At 62.6% G+C, this 18,770-nt stretch carries 24 protein-coding genes, 1 tRNA gene and 1 pseudogene; 14 read left to right on the top strand and 12 right to left on the bottom strand.

Features of this window, described 5'->3' with window-relative positions; translation table 11 throughout:
- Nucleotides 1-283: 283 nt before the first annotated feature.
- On the bottom strand, nucleotides 284-952 hold the full coding sequence (locus WKW80_RS05970; RefSeq protein WP_340362623.1) for a hypothetical protein: 669 nt from the start codon (nucleotides 950-952) through the stop codon (nucleotides 284-286).
- A gap of 50 nt (nucleotides 953-1,002) precedes the next feature.
- Nucleotides 1,003-1,257 carry a hypothetical protein gene (locus tag WKW80_RS05965; RefSeq protein ID WP_340362622.1) on the bottom strand — a complete coding sequence of 85 codons (255 nt, stop codon included), beginning with the start codon at nucleotides 1,255-1,257 and terminating at the stop codon, nucleotides 1,003-1,005.
- A 448-nt stretch (nucleotides 1,258-1,705) separates the two neighbouring features.
- On the opposite strand from WKW80_RS05965, the gene WKW80_RS05960 reads away from it, so the two are divergent.
- Together WKW80_RS05960 and WKW80_RS05955 are read left to right on the top strand one after the other, a co-directional pair.
- A complete protein-coding gene (locus WKW80_RS05960; protein ID WP_340362621.1) occupies nucleotides 1,706-2,428 on the top strand; it encodes a Crp/Fnr family transcriptional regulator in 723 nt (240 codons plus the stop codon).
- A 90-nt stretch (nucleotides 2,429-2,518) separates the two neighbouring features.
- The gene (locus tag WKW80_RS05955) at nucleotides 2,519-3,247 is read left to right on the top strand and encodes a Crp/Fnr family transcriptional regulator (protein WP_340362620.1); all 729 of its coding nucleotides are present in this window, start codon (nucleotides 2,519-2,521) and stop codon (nucleotides 3,245-3,247) included.
- Between the two features lie 26 nt (nucleotides 3,248-3,273).
- Here WKW80_RS05955 and WKW80_RS05950 read toward each other — a convergent pair.
- Nucleotides 3,274-3,350 (bottom strand) — tRNA-Arg (locus WKW80_RS05950).
- Nucleotides 3,351-3,587: 237 nt separating this feature from the next.
- Here WKW80_RS05950 and WKW80_RS05945 point away from each other — a divergent pair.
- The 8 genes from WKW80_RS05945 to WKW80_RS05910 all read left to right on the top strand — a co-directional run bounded on the left by WKW80_RS05945 (nucleotide 3,588) and on the right by WKW80_RS05910 (nucleotide 7,657).
- Entirely contained in the window at nucleotides 3,588-4,019 is a 432-nt protein-coding gene (locus tag WKW80_RS05945; RefSeq protein ID WP_340362619.1) for a hypothetical protein, read from the top strand.
- A 42-nt stretch (nucleotides 4,020-4,061) separates the two neighbouring features.
- A complete protein-coding gene (locus tag WKW80_RS05940) occupies nucleotides 4,062-4,505 on the top strand; it encodes a c-type cytochrome (RefSeq protein WP_340362618.1) in 444 nt (147 codons plus the stop codon).
- Between the two features lie 201 nt (nucleotides 4,506-4,706).
- Entirely contained in the window at nucleotides 4,707-5,030 is a 324-nt protein-coding gene (locus WKW80_RS05935) for an ArsR/SmtB family transcription factor (protein WP_340362617.1), read from the top strand.
- Nucleotides 5,031-5,041: 11 nt separating this feature from the next.
- The gene (locus tag WKW80_RS05930) at nucleotides 5,042-5,476 is read left to right on the top strand and encodes an ArsI/CadI family heavy metal resistance metalloenzyme (RefSeq protein ID WP_340362616.1); all 435 of its coding nucleotides are present in this window, start codon (nucleotides 5,042-5,044) and stop codon (nucleotides 5,474-5,476) included.
- 41 nt (nucleotides 5,477-5,517) lie between these two features.
- Nucleotides 5,518-6,024 carry an arsenate reductase ArsC gene (locus WKW80_RS05925; protein WP_340362615.1) on the top strand — a complete coding sequence of 169 codons (507 nt, stop codon included), beginning with the start codon at nucleotides 5,518-5,520 and terminating at the stop codon, nucleotides 6,022-6,024.
- Nucleotides 6,021-6,659 (top strand): aquaporin, encoded by a 639-nt coding sequence (locus WKW80_RS05920; RefSeq protein ID WP_340362614.1) that lies wholly within the window; start codon nucleotides 6,021-6,023, stop codon nucleotides 6,657-6,659. Before WKW80_RS05925 ends, WKW80_RS05920 begins: the two co-directional genes overlap by 4 nt.
- A 303-nt stretch (nucleotides 6,660-6,962) precedes the next feature.
- The gene (locus tag WKW80_RS05915; protein WP_340362613.1) at nucleotides 6,963-7,181 is read left to right on the top strand and encodes a hypothetical protein; all 219 of its coding nucleotides are present in this window, start codon (nucleotides 6,963-6,965) and stop codon (nucleotides 7,179-7,181) included.
- A 191-nt stretch (nucleotides 7,182-7,372) separates the two neighbouring features.
- A complete protein-coding gene (locus WKW80_RS05910; protein ID WP_340362612.1) occupies nucleotides 7,373-7,657 on the top strand; it encodes a hypothetical protein in 285 nt (94 codons plus the stop codon).
- Between the two features lie 63 nt (nucleotides 7,658-7,720).
- Here WKW80_RS05910 and WKW80_RS05905 read toward each other — a convergent pair whose 3' ends face one another.
- Together WKW80_RS05905 and WKW80_RS05900 are read right to left on the bottom strand one after the other, a co-directional pair.
- Nucleotides 7,721-8,131, bottom strand: a complete 411-nt coding sequence (locus tag WKW80_RS05905; protein WP_340362611.1) for a nuclear transport factor 2 family protein — start codon at nucleotides 8,129-8,131, stop codon at nucleotides 7,721-7,723.
- A 462-nt stretch (nucleotides 8,132-8,593) separates the two neighbouring features.
- Nucleotides 8,594-8,848, bottom strand: a complete 255-nt coding sequence (locus WKW80_RS05900) for a hypothetical protein (protein WP_340362610.1) — start codon at nucleotides 8,846-8,848, stop codon at nucleotides 8,594-8,596.
- Between the two features lie 983 nt (nucleotides 8,849-9,831).
- Between WKW80_RS05900 and WKW80_RS05895 the strand changes: the two genes are divergently transcribed.
- Together WKW80_RS05895 and WKW80_RS05890 are read left to right on the top strand one after the other, a co-directional pair.
- On the top strand, nucleotides 9,832-9,966 hold the full coding sequence (locus tag WKW80_RS05895; RefSeq protein ID WP_340362609.1) for a DUF4043 family protein: 135 nt from the start codon (nucleotides 9,832-9,834) through the stop codon (nucleotides 9,964-9,966).
- On the top strand, nucleotides 9,938-10,198 hold the full coding sequence (locus WKW80_RS05890) for a hypothetical protein (protein WP_340362608.1): 261 nt from the start codon (nucleotides 9,938-9,940) through the stop codon (nucleotides 10,196-10,198). Before WKW80_RS05895 ends, WKW80_RS05890 begins: the two co-directional genes overlap by 29 nt.
- Before the next feature lie 258 nt (nucleotides 10,199-10,456).
- On the opposite strand, the gene WKW80_RS05885 is transcribed toward WKW80_RS05890, so the two are convergent.
- The 4 genes from WKW80_RS05885 to WKW80_RS05870 form a co-directional block, all read right to left on the bottom strand.
- Nucleotides 10,457-11,437 carry a Bug family tripartite tricarboxylate transporter substrate binding protein gene (locus WKW80_RS05885; protein WP_422822852.1) on the bottom strand — a complete coding sequence of 327 codons (981 nt, stop codon included), beginning with the start codon at nucleotides 11,435-11,437 and terminating at the stop codon, nucleotides 10,457-10,459.
- 9 nt (nucleotides 11,438-11,446) lie between these two features.
- Nucleotides 11,447-12,481 carry an alpha/beta hydrolase gene (locus WKW80_RS05880; RefSeq protein WP_340362607.1) on the bottom strand — a complete coding sequence of 345 codons (1,035 nt, stop codon included), beginning with the start codon at nucleotides 12,479-12,481 and terminating at the stop codon, nucleotides 11,447-11,449.
- Nucleotides 12,482-12,980: 499 nt separating this feature from the next.
- Nucleotides 12,981-13,439: a GNAT family N-acetyltransferase gene (locus tag WKW80_RS05875; RefSeq protein ID WP_340362606.1), complete on the bottom strand. Its 459-nt coding sequence runs from the start codon at nucleotides 13,437-13,439 to the stop codon at nucleotides 12,981-12,983.
- A gap of 145 nt (nucleotides 13,440-13,584) precedes the next feature.
- Nucleotides 13,585-13,956 carry a hypothetical protein gene (locus WKW80_RS05870; protein WP_340362605.1) on the bottom strand — a complete coding sequence of 124 codons (372 nt, stop codon included), beginning with the start codon at nucleotides 13,954-13,956 and terminating at the stop codon, nucleotides 13,585-13,587.
- Nucleotides 13,957-15,051: 1,095 nt separating this feature from the next.
- Between WKW80_RS05870 and WKW80_RS05865 the strand changes: the two genes are divergently transcribed.
- Together WKW80_RS05865 and WKW80_RS05860 are read left to right on the top strand one after the other, a co-directional pair.
- Nucleotides 15,052-15,774: a hypothetical protein gene (locus tag WKW80_RS05865; protein ID WP_340362604.1), complete on the top strand. Its 723-nt coding sequence runs from the start codon at nucleotides 15,052-15,054 to the stop codon at nucleotides 15,772-15,774.
- Between the two features lie 227 nt (nucleotides 15,775-16,001).
- Complete coding sequence (locus WKW80_RS05860; protein ID WP_340362603.1) at nucleotides 16,002-16,379, top strand: hypothetical protein; 378 nt, start codon at nucleotides 16,002-16,004, stop codon at nucleotides 16,377-16,379.
- Between the two features lie 420 nt (nucleotides 16,380-16,799).
- Here WKW80_RS05860 and WKW80_RS05855 read toward each other — a convergent pair whose 3' ends face one another.
- The 3 genes and pseudogenes from WKW80_RS05855 to WKW80_RS05845 form a co-directional block, all read right to left on the bottom strand.
- Nucleotides 16,800-17,804 carry an ABC transporter substrate-binding protein gene (locus tag WKW80_RS05855; protein ID WP_340362602.1) on the bottom strand — a complete coding sequence of 335 codons (1,005 nt, stop codon included), beginning with the start codon at nucleotides 17,802-17,804 and terminating at the stop codon, nucleotides 16,800-16,802.
- Between the two features lie 280 nt (nucleotides 17,805-18,084).
- A pseudogene (locus WKW80_RS05850) lies at nucleotides 18,085-18,391 on the bottom strand (recombinase family protein); the annotation flags it as partial.
- A 76-nt stretch (nucleotides 18,392-18,467) separates the two neighbouring features.
- Nucleotides 18,468-18,662: a transposase gene (locus tag WKW80_RS05845; protein ID WP_340362601.1), complete on the bottom strand. Its 195-nt coding sequence runs from the start codon at nucleotides 18,660-18,662 to the stop codon at nucleotides 18,468-18,470.
- Nucleotides 18,663-18,770 lie beyond the last annotated feature (108 nt).

The following is an 18,770-nucleotide window of genomic DNA, read 5'->3' as shown; positions in this document are numbered from 1 at the left end:
GCGAAGGAACGGAGACCATGAACGACCTGACCCCACTCAACTACGAACTGAACGACTTCGTCGCCACCCTCACGCTCAACGGCCCGCCTGTCAGCGCGCGCTCACGCGCACGCTCCATGACGAGCTGACGTTGGCGGAAATCTTGGGTCGGATGCCGGGGTGACGATCGCGCAACTGCTTTGAACAGCCGAAGCCGATCCCGGCCAGCATGAGATTGCTGGGATCTCGAAGATCATCCGGCGCTGTCGCGGCTGTTCGCAACTGCACACGGCAACCATCGGACTCACACGCCGAGCATCTTGGGCAACGGCACCAGGTCACTGCCAACGAGTTCCCGCAGATAGCGGCGCGCATGCGACTTGCCCACGGTGCGCACGATGTGGAACATCTGCGCGTGGAGATTGCTTTCGCGCGAGAGATCGGCGCTGCTGCACCCCTCGGCGGTCGTCCATTCAACGCCTGCGGCAAGGGTCGCATCGATGTCCGACCGGCGCGCCAGGCTTCCTGCGACGCCGGATATCACCCGTCGCGCGTCCTCTTCACCCAGGGACAGCTTGAGGAGCTGGACCAGGCTCGCGACGACGGCCTCTTCGCTGCAGACATTGTCGAGCACTTGCGCAGCAACGACGAGACAGCCGCGGTCCACTCCCGCCTCGCGAACGAGCGTCAGTGCCTGACCGATCGCCGACAGTCCGCGATCCTCGCAGGGGGCGAAACGGACCAGTTCGGCGACGACGCGCACGAAGCGAATTCGCTCGGGCAGTGACTGCTGCCGGGCGAGTGCCAGGCAAGGGCCCGAGTGGTTGTCCTGGAGTTGACCGCTGGCATCGAGCAGGAGCAGGTGGAAGTACAAATGCTTGGGATCGACCTGAGGCTCGTCATCGAGCCTGGCGACGACATTGTTCGCGCGGTAGCCGGGAAACTCGGGCGTGCCGAGCCAGCCATCCTTCACAAACGGGTCGGGCTGGAAGTGAGGCAGGGCTGGGGCGCTGGACATCGAAGCTACGCGGCCAATAGAAGTCGGACCAGCCAGATCCAGCCTGCCAAGACCACGCCAGCCGCGATCAGCACACACACGGCGCGAATCCACAAGCGGCCCGTGGACCGTGGCGGGGCATCGCCCCATGCGCGGTCCGAATGCGGATGGAAATGCGACGACTGAAAATCGGCCGATGTGTCGACCCGCATCCCACCGGATCGGGATGATCCGAACAGCAGGTAGATATTGCGTACGGCGGCCCGCTCCTGGCTGGCCAAGCCGCACTGCTCCCAGGCATCCGACATCCCCGCCTCATGAGCCGAATCGCCCGGAGGCTGCAGTGGCAGCGAGGGTTGGGACGCGGCGCTGTCGCGGTGCAATGGCTGATCGGGATGCCATGGATTCCTTGCACTCATTTGCTGCTCCAGGAATTGCCGCGCATGCGCCCGGTCCGACCACCTTAGCGCAGCAGCGCCCCCAGTGACGTCCGCTACCGGACACAGGGCGCGTTTTTTGGCCGGAACGCAATCGATGCGCACGGCTCCAGGGGCAAGAGCCGCGCAAATCTCGAACGGCAATGTCCCCCCGCCGAGGCCGTGTGGAAGACATCGACCGCAATGTAACTATGTTCGGTAGCGGACATACTGGCCGGCGGCGCTATTTATACTTTGGCCCTGATGGCGTCGATGTCTTGAGGCGTCGCGCGTTTGGCGGGGTGAACGGAAGATGGCGACAGCGTTCGATGTGAGAGAGAACTACCTGCTCTCGGCCTTGCCCGATGCCGAACTCGAGCGTTGGCTACCCGACCTGGAACCCGTCGACCTGCCGCTCGGGCATGTCGTGTTCGAATCCGATTCGAGATTGCGGCACGTCTACTTCCCGACGACGGCGATCGTCTCGCTGTTGTATGTCCTGGAGAACGGTGCGTCGGCCGAGATTGCGGTGGTCGGCAGGGAGGGACTGGTTGGCGTCTCGCTTTTCATGGGCGGAAACTCGACGCCCAATCGCGCAGTCGTGCAGAGCGCGGGCAAGGGATACAGGCTTGCCGCGCAGGCGTTGAATGCCGAGTTCAGTCGCGCCGGACCGGTGTTGCGCCTGCTGCTTTGCTACACCCAGGCCCTGATCGCCCAGATGTCCCAGACGGCGGTCTGCAACCGCCATCATTCGCTGGATCAGCAGCTTTGCCGCTGGCTGCTCTTGAGCCTCGATCGCCTCGAGGGCGACGAGTTGGTGATGACGCAGGAGCTGATTGCCAGCATGCTGGGCGTGCGTCGCACCGGCGTGACGGAGGCGGCATCGCAACTGCAGAAAGCGGGCCTGATTCGCTACTCGCGAGGCCGGATTTCCGTGCTGGATCGTCCTGGCCTGGAAAAGCGCACCTGCGAGTGCTACCGGGTCGTCAAGAAAGAGTACGAGCGTCTGCTGCCAAGGCTGGGCGTCGGCGAATAGCGCATACTGGGTCTCCATCCAACGGCACCAGCCAACGCATCGCCTCGAGTGCGCCTCCGCCCATGGAGGATCAACTCCGGGAGCGACGGCTTGGGCACCATCGGAAACCACCTTCTTGCCGTTCTGCCGGCGCGCGACAGAAAGCGATTGCTGTTGCTGGCGACGGCTGTGCCGCTGGACCTGTCCGCCGTGCTGGTCGACGCCGGGGAAACTCCCGGGTATGTCTACTTCCCGACCAGCGGGTTCGTGTCGCTCGTGGCGACGACCGAGGGCAACCCGAGCCTGGAGGTTGGCATGGTGGGCACCGAGGGCATGGTCGGAACGCAGGTCGTCCTGGGAGTCGTGGAAGCGCCGGTCCGGGCACTCGTCCAGGGCGCAGGGTCGGCGTTGCGGATCCCGATCCATGCATTCCGTTTAGAACTCGACAGCTGCAAGGCGCTCAAGAAGACGATGGACCGCTATGTCCATGTCATCAATTCGCAGCTCACGACCTCGGCCTCGTGCGTGCGCTTTCACCAGGTCGGGCCCCGCCTCGCGAGGTGGCTTCTGATGAGTCACGACAGGGCGCAGTCCGATACGTTTCGCGTCACACAGGAATTCCTGGCCTACATGCTGGGCGCGCGCCGAAGCGGAATCTCGGAAGCAGCGACGCTGCTGCAACGCGAGGGGCTCATCTCGTACAAGCGCGGCGAGATGACGATTCTCGACAGGCCGGCGCTGGAGGCGGTTTCGTGCAGCTGCTACGGGGCAGACTTGCAGTGCTACGTCCGCACTTTGGGATCTTCAAGCGTCCAACCTCGTGGTGCCACCGCGCACTGAACGCCGTGTCGTACGGTATGCACCTATGGCCTGCCCGGAGGGGATCGAACCCCCGACAACCTGCTTAGAAGGCAGGTGCTCTATCCAACTGAGCTACGGGCAGTGATGCGGGAATGGCATGCGCCGCAAAGCTGTCGATTATCGTTCGGTTGCCGGGCCTCCCTCATCCAGTGGATGAAAACTGCACCGCACATTTTTCGTGTGCGCGACAGCACATCGAAAAAATGCCTCGGTGCCTACGATTTGTCCAGTTCGAACAAGCCGATGGCGCCCTGTAGTTGACACGCACGCAATCGACATGGATCGGACGCTTGCAACAGTCGGATCCGAGGAGTTGATGATGAAGCTGTTCCATTCTTCCCGTTCGTCATGGCATATGCCCGTTGCCGCGGCCGCCGTCCTTGCGCTGGCTGGCGCAGCATCCGCGGCCTTTGGCCAGTCCGCTTTCACACCGCCGCAGGCGCAGGCCCAGGGCGCGCCGCTGACGCTGCTGCTCAGTGGCCCCAAGGGCGAACACTCGACACTCGTCTATTCGGCGGACGCCGGTTGGCGTCTGCGTGCAGGCTGGGACGCCGTTGCGCAAGAAGGGCAGGGTGGTGGTGCCCAGTCCATGAAGACGGCGCTGAAGCCACCCACGCTTCCGTCCGAACCGCAACCGGTACTGGCGCGGCCATTGACGGTGTTTATCGACGGTCCCACCGGCTTCACTTTCATGTATGCCTTCGACGAAGGGTGGAAGTTTGTCGGGCAGATCGCAAACGCCGGCCCTTAGCTGCAATGGGTACCAACGAAGGATTGGCACGGGGAGCGAGCGATGTGGTTCGCAGCGTGCTTCAACAAGCTCTTGAGTGCTGGCCGACTGGCCCGCTATGCCGCGCCGCTCTTCCTTGTACTGTCCGGCGAACTCGGCGCGCCGGACAACCAGACGACGACGGAGGGACTTCGCATTTCGATCGACGATCCAGCCGTCGCGAGCGCGTGGCAAGTCCTGCGCACCGTCAACTGCGAGCGCTGCCATGGCAAAGACTACGAGGGCCTGGCAGCGCCATCCATCGTCGACTACGTCCGCACGCAGGGCCGTGAGCCCTTCGTTCGCGCGGTGCTCGACGGCAATGCCGTTCGGGGCATGCCGGCCTACCGCGGCAACCCGCTTGTCGACGCGAACATCGAAGGCATCTATCGCTACTTTGCCGGACGGGCCGATGGGTCGATCGGCAAGGAGGCCAGGCCTGCGATGCGGGGGCAAGTACAACGTTGACGGAACCTGACGCAGCCACGACGCCCACACTGAAGCAGCGCAGGCGCGCGTCAAGGCGCAGCAAATCTGGTGCAGGCGTACCGCCTCGGAACGCCTGGCGAGATTTACGGCGATGATCTGCAGCGTCCAAAAGCCGTCATCTCATTCATCGGGATCTGCCGACTCGCTCCTAAATATCCATAGTTCCAGTATGATGGAAATATGGAAGAAAACGATGCTGTCCGATCACTTGCTGCCTTGGCTCAAGGTGCCCGCCTGCGCGTATTTCGTGCATTGGTGATCGCCGGCCGCCAGGGCATGACACCGGGCGTGATGGCTGAGGGATCCGGCATTCCGCCCGCAACGCTGTCCTTCCACCTCAAGGAACTGATGAATGCAGGCCTGGTGAGCCAGGAGCGCCAAGGCCGCAAGCTCATCTATCGGGCCTCGTTCGAGCGCATGAATGCGCTGCTGGGCTATCTGACCGAGAACTGCTGCCAAGGCGCAGCATGTGCCGTGGACGCGCCGACCGCCTGTTCGTGCTGAAGGAAAACCCCATGAAACGATTCCATGTGCACCTGAAGGTGCAGGACTTGCCAGCAAGTATCGCCTTCTATTCCAGGCTGTTCGCGGCCGAGCCGACGCGGGTCGAAGCCGACTACGCAAAGTGGATGCTGGCCGACCCGCCCGTGAACTTCGCGCTGTCCACCGGTGGCGCGCCGGGTATCGACCACCTGGGCATCCAGGCGCAGAACGCAGAAGAGCTTGCCGAGTTGAAGGGCCGCGCCGCTGCCGCGGATCGCGCTCTGCTGGACGAGGGCGCTACCACCTGCTGCTATGCGCGCAGCGAGAAACACTGGATCACCGACCCGCAGGGAATCGCCTGGGAGCAATTCCAGACGCTGGACAGCATCCCCACCTTCCGTGAAGCCCCGCCGGCGCCTGACCAAGCAGCGTGCTGCACGCCCCGGGTGCGTCGGGCGAGGCAGTGAACGCGACCATCGAGAACAAAGCCAACTGCTGCTGAGCCGACATGAGCGAGACCAAACTGATCAATGTGCTGTTTCTGTGCACCCACAACTCGGCGCGCAGCATCTTGGCCGAAGCCACCCTGAACCACATGGGCGGCGGGCGCTTTCACGCCTTCTCGGCCGGCAGCAGTCCGCGCGCGAATCAGCAGCCCAATCCGATGGCGCTGGAAGTGCTGAGCAATGCAGGCATCGCGACCGAAGGATTGCGCAGCAAGAGCTGGGACGAATTTGGCAAACCTGACGCACCGCCCTTGGATCTCGTCATCACCGTGTGCGACAACGCCGCCGGCGAGGCTTGTCCGTACTGGCCCGGGCAACCGGCCACGGCGCACTGGGGCTATCCCGACCCCTCGGACGCTCAGGGTTCGCCGGAGCAGAAGCTGGAAGCCTTTCGCCAGACGCTGCATGCCATCCGGCGCCGGCTGGAACTGCTGGTGAACCTGCCGCTGGCCGGGGTGGACAAGTTGGTGCTCCAGACGCAGGCACGAGAACTGGCCGGCAAGTCATGATCCCCTGGCGCAATGCGCTGGCCGAGCTGCTTGGCACGGCCGCCTTGCTATGCACGGTCGTGGGCTCGGGCATCATGGCCGAGCGGCTGGCAGGGGGTAACGTGGCCATCGCACTGTTGGCCAACACTCTCGCTACCGTGTTCGCGCTGTACGTGCTGATCGAGGTGTTCGGTCCCCTCAGTGGCGCGCACTTCAATCCTGCGGTCAGCGTCGTCATGGCGCTGCGCCGCGAACTGCCGGCGGCGAGCTTGGGCGTTTACGTAGCGGCCCAGTTGACAGGCGCGATGCTGGGTGCCTGGCTGGCCAACGCCATGTTCGATATGAGCGTGCTCCAGTGGAGTACCAGGATGCGCAGCGGCTCGGGGCAATGGCTAGCTGAATTGGTGGCCACTTCGGGGTTGGTGCTGGTGATCCTGCGCGCGCCAGCAGGCAAGGCTGCGCAGTGGGTGGCCTGCTACATCGGCGCTGCCTACTGGTTCACGGCCAGCACCTCGTTCGCCAACCCGGCGGCGGTGTTCGGTCGCATGTTCAGCGACAGCTTTGCCGGGATCGCCCCCGGCAGCGCGACTGGCTTCGTGGTGGCGGAGTTGATCGGCGCAGCAGTCGGTGTTTTGATCTGTCGATTGTTGCGCTGAAAGCGGTCCCTTGCGACTCACGTGCCGATCCTTGAATGAGCACCGCCGACCTCGGCTGGTGGCGAACATGGGGTTCTGCGGCTTCGCGTTGCCGGTGTCGATCTTGGCCTTGAGTGCGTGCGCGGCGTCGGCTAGGCGGTTGTATGCCTCGCCAAGCAGAGTGAAGATATAGGTGGTCATGCCGACCTCCAGGGCAGCAGCGGCGCTTGCAGGCTGTTGCCTACGTGAAGTTGAGGGATCAGGCTCCAAATAGATTTGGATAGTGGCGTCAGGCTTCAGAACCCTGAAGCTCGGAATACCCATATGGAAGCTGATACGAAGACCGATCTCCTCGATCGACTCCATGTCGCGATGCGAGAACTCGGCACCTCGGAGCGTGCGCTCAGAGAAAAAATTGCCCTTTTTGCAGCTGGGCGTGGGCCATACCCTGATCCTGAAGAATGGAAGCGTCGCTGGCATTTCGAGGCAACCATCGCCGCGCTGCGCGCGGAGCTTGAAAAGTTCACGGCTCACGCATCCTGAACTCGACGACCCAAGCTGGTGGACAGGTGCGGGGGGTGCTAAGGGGTGGGTAGGTCACTCTGACTGCCCTTTCTTGGATTCCAGTTAGCCGATCGCCCAGCGCAGGGCGCTGGCCTCGGTGCGGTCGTGATGGGCGGGCGCGCGGGGTTTTTCCTCGATGCGTCGCTCAAGGTGATCCGCGCTTCCTCGCCTTGAAGGTCCGCGAAGTTGTCTTCGATGAACTCGGCGAACTCGGAACCACCAACCTGTCGACCTTGATCCGCAACCTCCGCATCGGTGAGCGCCTGTCGTTCGACAACGGGCGCATCGTGCTCGGGTTGGACGGCAACTCGCCGAAGACCGCCCGCCTGCGGCTCACGCTGCACGAGGATGTGGTCGTCGACAAGCCTCGAGTCGCTACGAAGGCTCAAGCGCATTGGTCGCGCGCATCAGTGGCGGCCGCCGCCTTGTTCCTTGCGCTCGACCCGAGGCTGTGAGGCACCGGGCCTGAATCCCTGTCCGCCGCCGGCGCACGACAGCTCGGCTGCCAGACGTTGCGACTATGTGGTGCCTGCGCGAGGCACATGGAACGTAGAAACCAGAATTTGCCAGCTGGAACCATCACGGACAAGGTTGTAGGACTGGCGCCACTTGCGGATGAGACTGGCGTCGCGTCGCAACATCTCCCAATCCATCGTCGCCAGGGCACTGCGCCCGCCGATCGGGCTGACCTGAAGCTCGTCAAACCGCCCGCCAGCGTAGCCGTCCTTCTGATAGTTGTCGGCCACGCCCTGGAAGAAACGCGCAAGCTCCTGACGGGATTGAAGAGTGTGAATCGAGCCATCGCCCCGCATCGTCACGGTCGGGATGTGGTACAGCGCAGCGATCCGCTGACCGTCTATTGAGTCGAAGGCATCTTTGTACTTATCAAAGAACGCGCGGACATCCGACGTCAGTTCTGAATCTGTCATGGCGGCCTCTTTGTGCACTGTGGTTACTGATGATGGCGCGGCTAGCGAGTGGCCGCCCAGTGCGCGCGTGCGGCAATTTTGCGCGCGATCAGGGCCAAGTGACCGGCTGATCCGGGTGCGCCGTCTGCTCCCGGTCGTCAAGGGCAGCGGCGTCGGCAAAGGCCCACAACGCCGTATACGGTTGATCGGGGCCACATCGGCTCGAACGCCAATGTGGGCTCGTCCAGGGTGATGACGAAGTCTGCCCGCAGCGCTCCGGCGCGCGCCAGTTCGTCCCAGCCCTAGGGTTGGCCTGTGGCACCGGCATCCCTCCCTGCACTTGTCAGCGCACCGACCGCCGCTGGATGAATCGTTTTGGCGACAAGCCTCGGCTGACCACAGGAGATGGGACGCCGAACCATCCTTTGGCCGCCACATATGCATCGCTGCGGCCGCGGGTGCGCGTCGTGCCTTTTGACGGAATCAGGGTGCCGATTGGTTGTTCACCAGATACGACACATCCAAAAGCTTTCCCTTGCGCGCGTAATAGCGGTCGAGCCGCCACTCGTCGAGGATCTCAATCGCGACGGCGAAGTCCTTGAGATCCAACTCGTAGAGTTTGGCAAGTGGAAAGACCGATTCAGTCTCCAGCGCGACTACCAGGCTAGACAGCGTGCGGGCCGTGTCACTGGTCGGATCGGCCATGATGATTTCGCGGGCTTTCTTAATTGCGTTCATGCGGGTCTCTCCAAGGATGGGTAAGCGGGCGCATGTCCCGCCGTGATGGCCAACTAGCAGAACGTGCGCCACCGCCACCCGTCAGCCCCCGGTCAACCCGCGAGATTACATCTGTTACTAACGGGTAGTTGCTTTATCGGATTGCGCGGCAAGCGACGGGTGGCGAAACCTGTCAACGACGAATATCCCTCAGCTGGCGGTTTTGTGACAAAAGTGTGTCAGCCGAGTGACGCGGGCAAGACACCGTGTCAGGCGTGGGGGTGTTACTGGCGCAGACAAGGGGGTTAGCGCGAAAATTGCTGCACTGCAGCATAAATGGACTTCGCGATGATACGAAAGGTACCGGCTGAACGCATCCCCGTGACGGACCAGGTCGGAAAGCGACATGTCGTTTTGCGATACGTGGAGGTGGAGACGACCCCTACCCCAGGGGAACATCAGCCGACAACGGAGGTCATTGAGTACCGTCTCGAGGTAGGCCGCAGCGTCATCCGGACGGGCGCCGACACTTTTCAGACGGCCGACGGATTGCTCATGCTGGAAGTCCTACTGCCATAAACATTTTTCACTGCGGGTCTTGGCCCTTTCAGGCATCAGCATTCATGTTGCCGCAGCGCACGTGCGCGCGCCGGGAAGGCGAGGGCTGTTGTATTTCCCAAAACCTGATATAGATTTCTTCGTGTCGGATCTGCAGACGCATTGAGTCTGGAGCAGGTCCAGCCTCCGGGGGCTGTCCCGGTTTCATGCGCAAGACGCGCTACCTCGCCGCAGAGTCGGCATAGGAGCGTGTTATGCGTACCCTCATAGGCGTGGGCGATGTCCAAGCCGTAAAGAGTGGGCGTCCTTGATGGCTGTGGCCATCAACCAAGGCGTCGTACTGGTCCAAAGAAGTTCGTCGGCGAGGGCGAGGACGCGCGCCCTGCCCATCCAGCGCATCGACGACCTCGAGTCCGGTGCCGGCGACGAAGTGACCGTCGCTGCTCATGCCGATGAACACGGAGCCGTTGATCGGTGACCAGGTTCTCGACGGCCAGGAACAGCGACTCAAGTATTTCACCGATCGCATCCGTATCGACCAGGTGCGCGGCGGTGCTGGCCAAGCAGGACTTCGCGGGTGACATAGCCGAGGCCGTGTATGAGAAGGACGCAGTGGCGCAGCAAGCGGTGTGCGATCAAGTGCGCGAGTGGAACCGCAAAAACCCCCACTCACCCCTCACCATCGACATGGCAGCTGTTCGGCGCCGCGTGATGGCGATGCTCGCCGACAAGGCGACCCGCATTGCCAAGGCGGCACCGAAGGCCATCCGTGCCGAGGTCCGTGAGCAACTGACCGAAGGAGCTGCGAATTGAGCACTGCAAGCATCTTGCTTGGCGTGGTGGTGGCCACCTTGTCTGCCTGGGTCGCTGGAGCTATTGCCCTCGCCGGGGGCTATCTGATTTCGCAGAAGGTCTGGCTAGCGCCGGGGCATCATCCGGAAGCAAGCGGGCGGATGAATCAAATGAGCCCGATGCTGTCATCACGATTCGTTGGTCGATCACCATGTTCACTTGGAAGCGGTCGCCGTCCCTTGGCGAAAAACCATGGGTGCCAGGCACTTGCAACTTGCACTATTCAATCGTAGCGCCGGAGGCTTTCACGATGGCCTCCCACTTCCGATAGTCGTCTTGAAACACGGTCGAAAACTGCTGCGGCGTCATCGGCAGCGGCTCCGCACCCTGCGCTTGGATGGCTGCCTTCATTTCTGGTGTCGCCAGCAGTTCGTTGATCTTCCGATTTACTGTTTCGACCACCTCCGCCGGCGTCCGCGCCGGCATGAAGATGCCGTACCAGGTGCTTACGTCGAAGCCCTTGTAGCCGAGTTCCGCCACCGTGGGCACGTCGGGCAGCGAACTGCTGCGCACCGCCGATGTCACTGCGAGCGGCCGCAGTTTGCCCGCCTTGATCTGATTCATAGCTGAAGGCACGGACGACATCAGGAGATCGACGTTGCCTGCCAAGACGTCCATCAACGCGGGCCCCGAACCCTTGTAAGGCACGTGGCGAAGTTCGACCTTGGCCGCCTTGCCGAAGAGGTCGCCCGCTAGATGGATCGTTGTGCCATTGCCGGGCGAGCCATAGGTGACGCCATTGGGCGCCGCGCGCGCCGCACTCACCACGTCCGCCAGCGTCTTGAAACGCGAATTGGCGCCGGTCGCGATGATGACCGGCGTGTAGGCCACGCTGGCGACTGCGACCAAGTCCCGCGTAGGGTCGTAGCTCAGGTGCTTGTACAGCCAGGGCGCCACGACCATGTTGTCCTTCTGCCCCATCACCATGTCGTAGCCGGTGGGCGCGGACTTTGCCGCCTCCGCGATCCCGATGGTGCCGCCCGCGCCTGCGCGGTTGTCGGCGACGATCGTCCACTTGGCGGATTCGCCCAGCTTGCTGGCCACCAGTCGGGCCAGGATGTCGGTGCCGCCGCCCGGTGGAAACGGAACAATCATGCGCACCGGCTTCGTCGGATACGTTTGCTGCGCGAACGCGGCCATGGGAGTGGCGAAGGGCGCCGCGAGAGCGGCGAGCAGGAATGTTCTCTTGTGTGTATTCATCAGAGTCTCCTATTTCTTGAGGCCCTGCTTGGCGAGCCACTGATCGATCAGGCCAGCGACCTGGTCCGAGTTGCGGTCCATCATCAGCATGTGCGTGTTGCCCTTGATGCCCACGTCGGGCAGCACGATGCGGTCGCCGATGCCGCCGGCCGCGATCAGGTTGCCGCGGAACTTCTCCTGCTGGGCCGCGATGCGTCCCCAGAACGGGAACTTGCCGAGGTTGTCGCCCCACACCCAGAGCATCGGCACGCCCTTGACGCGCGCGAAGTCGAAGGTGTCCGGGTTGGGCGAGCCCGATGTCTCCACCGCCACCAGCGCCCGGACCTTGTCCGGGTACTTCGACGCCGAGTTGAAAGCGAAGTTGCCGCCCTGGCTGTGCACCACGATTACGCACGGGCAGACCTTGTCGACGTAGGCGTCGTAGGCCGCCTGCGTGGCCGGATCGTTGGTGCCCCAGCGCGGGATCGACTGCTTGGCGAACTGGTCGAAGGCGGCGACCGGGAACTGCGTGCCCGGCAAGGCCGTGCGCTGTGCCGGGGCGGTGTTGTACGAATCGGTGTCGCCGATGCGGAACAACTCCCAGGCTTCCTTCTTCGGACGGAAGAAGGGCTCGCTCTTGAATATCTCGGGGTAGCGCGCCCAGGATGCCCGGCCGCGTTCGACGGCGTCGCTCACGTAGACGCTATAGCCTGCCCGAAGAAAGTAGTTCTCCCAACCAGGTGCACCGTCCGGCTTGGTCTCCCAAGTCACTCCGGAAAGGCCACCACCATGCCACAGCAACAGCGGATACCTGCTCTTGGGATTCGCGAGCAGCGTATAGCGCGTGTAGAGCGCTTCCACCTCGAAATCGCCATTGGGATTGAGCTTGAGCGGTGGCGCACCTGGGGTGAAGAGCAGCTCTTTTTCCGGCAAGCCCGACAGCGTCACGGCGCGTCCACCCACGTGATAACTGCCGACTTCGGCGACCTGCAGGTTGCTGGTCGAACACCCAAGCAGGGCCGCGAGGCAAACGACCGCGATTGCGAGTTTGAAGTTGATTGCCATGTTGTCTCCACCTTGGGTCGCGAGTCTACGATGGTGCCCGCGGAAGCAACATCGCAATCGACGATGACTATGCTCACTTGGTAAGAGACCTTTTGCGGGCACTACTCGCCTGCGGCCAAGAAAGCAATCAGTCATTCGCAGTCGCATCTCGATCGGCGGCTTGTGGTCGTTCTGAAGCACCGGCGTCTCAGGCTTGGCGCCTCAATTGACTCTGCATGATCGTTGATTGACCCCCCTTGAATCCGGGGTGGGTCGAACCCCATAAACGCAGAGCACACACCGGGGCTCGCGGTCCATCAGGGACCACGATGCCCACCCAAACCACGGCGCCGGCCGCTACCTCGGCTGGCCTGTGTCATCCGAGTTCGGCGTGCTCTTTGGGATCTTGCTTGGCTTGGCCGGCTTGCTCGTCAACTGGCGAACCACGTCGCGGGCGATTGACTTAAATGGGCTCCCTGCAGTCCTTCCCATGTGAGGCCTTGTTGCTCGCCCCCCATGGTTAAAGTCGCTTTCTATAGAACACACGCTCGTAGCCGCTCTGGGCTCGGCGGTCGTACTCGACGTAACCAATCTTGGGATAAAGCACTTGGTTCTCAGTCATCTTGGAGTTCGTGCAGAGGTAGATGGACTCGAAACCTCGTCCACAAGCCTCGCCTTCGGCAAACTCCAACAATGCACGGCCCACCCCGGTACCGTGCGTCTGCGGGTACGCTGCGACCGTATCGATGTAGAAGCCGTCTGCGGTCTCGTACTGAACCAGAACACCAACCACCTGTCCGCCCAGCTCGGCGACCCAGACCTTCCCTTCGGCGGCGAGTGCTGCATAGTCAGAGAGCATCGGTGCGGGCGGCTTGCCGATTCGCTCCACATAGGGCTCGAAAGCAGCGTTGACGCAGGCCGCCGCCGCGAGAGCATCGCCTTCATACGCTGCGCGGACTGTGATTGCAGGTGGTGTCATCGCTCTAAGCCTCAACTCATTCGGCGATTGTGCTGGTTCGGGGTCATCGGTGTGTCGCGCCACGGGGAGCGGCCGCTTCCTGCATTCATCGTGCCACAGCCGCGAAGGTCGGCTCATGGCCGACTGCTGCCGGCGAAACGCAGCGCTATGCCCAACGCTGGACGGCTTCCGCCGTGTCGCTCGGCTTGGTGTTGAAGCAAATTCGGGCTCCCGGGGCAGCCCGGTGAACCACGTTGAGCAGCTGTTCGAAGAGAAGAAAGTAAGCGGGGATGGTCCGGATACCGGCACCGATGACCACGCAATTGAACGGCTTTTCAGCAAGCTTCCGAGCAACCGCGTCCGCAGCCGTGTCCCCTAGGTCAGTCAGGCAGAGTTCTGCCTCGTACCCCAGAGCGGCAAGCTTTGCTTGGTCCGCTTCCAGCCCAGCCCGAACCTTTTCGGCGTTCATGTCTGGCATCGTGCTGAAGTCGACCAGGTTCGGTTCCAACCCAATCACCAGCACCTGCGTCTTTGTCATCAGATTCTCCTTTGACCAGGCCGCCTGAAGTGGCGATGACCGCGTACTTCCGCTTGTGGCCGATACGGGCGCTGCAAAGTATCACAACTTCCCTCCGCGCGCACTCCGCGCCCGCGCGTGAAAACGCAGACACCCGCGGAAAACGTAGACATCCGGCCATCAAAGCAAAATGCCGGTACAGGCTGCAAACCCGTACCGGCATTGAACTTTCATTGGTCGGGGCGAAACCGCTTGAAAGATCGCCCGTAGCCCGCATGAATGTTGGATCTACAGGTCATCGGGGTGATTTTGTACCCCCGTTTGTACCCCCGGTTTGATCTTGATACCCGTTATTTCTTGGAACCGAACGGAGGCGCTTCAAGTGGGAGCACGCGAGGAAGTCCGCCTGCCTCACGCCGACCCCGTCTACGAACAGGGCAGGTGATTTCACGACCTGTCACAGCCGTGTCCACGTCAACCCGCGGATCCTCCGACGTAGCAAATGACCAAGCAAACTCCTATCAAAAAAGGAGCAATTGCTACAAAACTCGCCAAGCTCGGCCCGAGATCGCCGGCTACTGGCGCCAGCGCCGCGTCCACGACGCCCAAGACAGCGCCGCAGGCTTTCGCCGCGGCGAACCCATCCCGGGCGCGTGCGCCCCCCCTCGACCGCCGCAAGCTGGCTTTCTCTCGCCCGAGACAATCACTCATGCGGGCGAATCATGGCCAGACGTGGTCATAGCCCAGCATCATCCAAGTCCCGAGCGCGCCCCAAGGTCGATTGGGAAGCCATCGAGCCAGACTGAGCGCCGGCGCAGAGCATCCATGAGCGCAGACCATCCGGCCAAGTCGCGGTCCGTCTTGATCGGGTGGACGGTGCAAGGGCCGCCGACCAGGGCGGCACCATGCACGTCCCGCTGGCCGGATGGGAGCCATGGATCCCTCGATTTGTCCACTCCTGCCGTTTCCAGCCGAGTCCTGCCCCCCAAGTCGGGCACGGACACGATGACCGACACCGCCGAATCTGCCGCTGGTGCCCGCGCTGACCCGGTTCCCAAACCCTTTCACCCCATTGGCGTTTCCGGTTCCCACGCACATCGACCACCATCACTCCCCATGAGCAATACCCCCGACAGCAAACCATCCCCGAACTGGGAACAGATAGAGGCCGACTACCGTGCCGGCATCAAACCACTCCGCCTCATCGCAGAGGAAAACGGAGTCTCGCACCCAGCCATTCGAAAGCGCGCCAAGCGTGACGAATGGACTCGCGACCTAAATGCGAAGATCCACGCCAAGGCCGATCTGCTGGTTTCCAAAGCGTCGGTTCCCAGTCTGGTTTCCACGGAAACCGAGCGGCAACTTGTTGCGGCAAACGCAAGCCTGATTGCCCACGTTCGGATCAAGCATCGCGGTTTCATCGACCGCGCGAACAACTTGGTTCAAGTCCTGTTCGGCGACTTGGAATGTCTATCGAGCCCGGAAGGACTTGGGTTGATCGAGGTGCTGACCGAGGCCGTCAACGCGCCCGCCGACGAAACCAAGGATGACCAGAAGAAACGCCGCGACAAGCAAAAGGCCGCAATCGACCGAGCGTTCGCGCTTGGCGAGCGCGCCGACATCAGCAAGAAGTTGGTCGACCAGATCGTGACGCTGGTTAACGCCGAGCGAGTCGCCTACGGCATCAACGACAAGACCGAGGCCGCCGAGCAGAGCACCGGCAAGGTGCTGACCGACGCCGAGCGCGCCAGTCGCATCGCGACGATCTTTGCCGGGCTGCGGGCGCGTCAGGCCGCGGCGCAACTGGCTGAGCCCCAGACGGTGGATGATGCTGCCTGACATGTACAGCCCTGCGTAGCTCGCGGATTTCCTGCCATTCAGGACGCCGGACGAGCGCCTTGCGCTCGATCGGCTGATGGGGGCCGGTATGCCCGCTATGGAAGACCTCGAGGCCGAAGCGCCGATAGCCGGTGCGTGTCATCAACATCACGGAGCGGCTGCAATCTGCCCGCATTTTGACCCGGCGCCGCGTAAGATCTTGCGCGCCGAAACATGGGACCAAGTCTATGACCAGTATCGAGATGCAATGGATGCCGCAGGGCGACCTGACACCGGGGCAACAAGAAGCCCTGTCGGTGCGAGGGGACCACAAGCCGGAGGATCTGGAAATCTACCGGGAAATGTGGGGCCAAAAGGTACAGCGCCTTCTGGACGGAGTGGGGCCGGCGAAGGCGCGTCAGGCAATGGAAATGTCAACGGAGCACGCCCCGAACCTGATGGCAATATCACAGGAGTCGGAGCCCCGCCATTGGGGGATGCAAATAGCGAGCAGCGACTCGGCGGAGAGTCTGTTCAACCGGATCGACTGGGACAGACCGGGAATCCTGAGACAGTCGCCCGACGAGAGCCCAAACCTATGGGAGATCCTGGAGCAACTGCCTTAGTCAGCGAGGAAAACCGGATCCAGGCCACCTACGTTGACCGACGCTGCCTGATGCCAAGCCTGGCCGATCGCTGCCCCCCGTACGACGGTTCGTATAGGGTGGTCCTGAGCGATGTGTCCTGCACCGCGGGCGCTTCCGGCCGCTCTAATGCCCGCTGCAGGGCCCACAGCGCGGCCCGCGTCAACGGCCGGCTGGGTGACCGTGGTGGCCCTCAAAGTAGCTTGGACCAACATGGTGTGCAGATTCGCGGGATCGCGCGACCGGCAAGTTTGGGCCCGTTGCAGTCATTCAAGCTGTCACCGCGCGGGGCTGCTTCGCACACTGATCAGTCACTCGACTTTCTCTCAACCAGAACGCAAAGCGCCCTCGATTGGGTCTCCTTACACTGAATTCGGTCTGGCATTGCGACGTCAGACCCTCTCATCTGATCACGTCGTCAGCGCGCAAGAGGAGCGCGGGCGGAACCGTGACGCCAATGGACTTCGCGACCTTGAGATTGACGACAAACTCGAGCTTCGTCGGTTGTTCAATGGGCAGGTCTCCCGGCCTCGCTCCATTGAGAATTCTTGCGACAAATTCGGCAGCCCTGCGGTAGATGGCGACGAAGTCGGCACCGTAAGACAACATCGCCCCGAACCCAGGATACAGCGCAAGCGTCGGCAAGCGCATTTCGCCGGCCAAGGCCACCCACTCATCGCGCAAGACCTGGTTGATCTGGGTCGGCCCGATCAGCAGGGCATCAGGCGGTTCCCGCCGCAATCCGGCGGCGACCGCGTCGAAGTCGTCCTTGGCATTGACATTGAGATGCCGCAATTTCAATCCCAATGATCGCGCGCCTTCTTCAAACTCGACAGTCAGGGCATCGACTTCCGCCGCACTCACGCCGGCCTTCAGAAGGCAATCCGGGCAGCGAGCAATGGCAATTTGCCTGGCCGTGGGCACCGCCGCCTTGAGCAGTTCGAGCTGCTTGGGAATGAGTTCGGTGCCCAGATTGGCCATTCCAGTCACTTGACCGCCGGGATGCGCGAGACTCGCGGCAAAACCCGCTTGAACCGGATCGCCGGTTGTCGTGACGATGGGCATGGTGCGACTCGCCGACAGGACCGCCCGCACGCCCGCCACATTGCCGGCGACAACGGTATCGACATTGAGCTTCACCATTTCGGCAGCGAAATCGACGTAGCGTTCGTTCCTGCCATCGGCAAAGCGCCGTTCGATGACCGTGTTCTCACCCTCCGAAAAACCAAGCTCGCGCAGCCGAACCACGAGTCCGTTCATGATGCGCGTTTCAGCCGGCGTGTCGTATTGGGGGCTCGTGTTGCCGAGGTAGCCGATGCGATAGATGCGGCCCGGCACTTGCGCTCGAGCGGCAAGCGTCGCGCTGAACGCAGCCATCGCGCCGATCAGCTTGCGTCGATCCATCATCTTGATCGCTCCGCCTCGCGTTCTTCTGGACCGAAAAGTGTACGCCTGCTCCCTGACCTCCAGCCACCGGACCAGACCCCCTTCGTGGTCTGCCAAAATCCGCTCGACAACCGGATTCGCGAAGACGTTTTGGGGAGCAATATCGCGGCGCACGCGAGCGGCCGCTGATGGGCGCTTTGCGGTCGTCGGTGGGCGCGAACTGACTGACGGCTCGTGGCCGATTGCAGGTCCAGGTGCCCGCTCGCACCTGTTTGCTTCGGCACGACCGAATGCCAGCGAACTATGCCCGAACCACCTGAGCGTCGCGCACCCGCATGATCGTTTGCCGGCTCGTCTTGTGCGCCCGGGCGATCGCCGCAATCGCTTCACCCGCCCCGAGGCGTCGCGCCACATCGGCAACTTCGGACGCATCAAGGGCCGACGGCCGTCCGAGCGTTTTGCCCTCCGCCTTTGCTCGCGCCAAACCCGATTGAGTTCGTTCAATCAACAAATCTCGCTCAAACTCTGCGACAGCCGCTATGACGCCCATCGTCATCTTGCCCGCGGGGGCTGGTGAGGTCTACACCGCCGAGTGCCAGGCAGTGAACTCAGAGCCGGCCCCGCTCGTTTGAACACGCGGCGACCTGAGATAAGTGGATTGGCTGCGGGTTTATTCTTTCAATCTTAAGGCCGCTGCCAGGCCGCCGAAGGCGCCCCCGGTTGAGCCATGTACTCATGGTCAACCCCCTCAGGCACCTGATTGGAGTGGACGTCGTGTTTGAGCGCCACTTCGGCGATCGTCTTGCCGTCGGCCAGCGCATCGATCGCCACCTTGGCCTTGAATGCCGCTGAGTGATTGCGGCGGGGTCTTTTACTCATGTCGTCTGCTCCTGTCATCCGGGCTCTGTCCTCGCCCATGGGAGCAGCCTATCCACTTTGCGGCGTGTTCAGATTTGCGCGGCCGGCTCTGCGGCGAGTGGCGAACTG

Origin of the sequence: Variovorax humicola (genome assembly GCF_037889915.1) — a bacterium.
GTDB classification, from domain to species: Bacteria; Pseudomonadota; Gammaproteobacteria; order Burkholderiales; family Burkholderiaceae_C; genus Variovorax; species Variovorax humicola.
The sequence above is the reverse complement of the archived record's forward strand: the minus strand, read 5'-3'. Positions and strand labels throughout refer to the sequence as shown.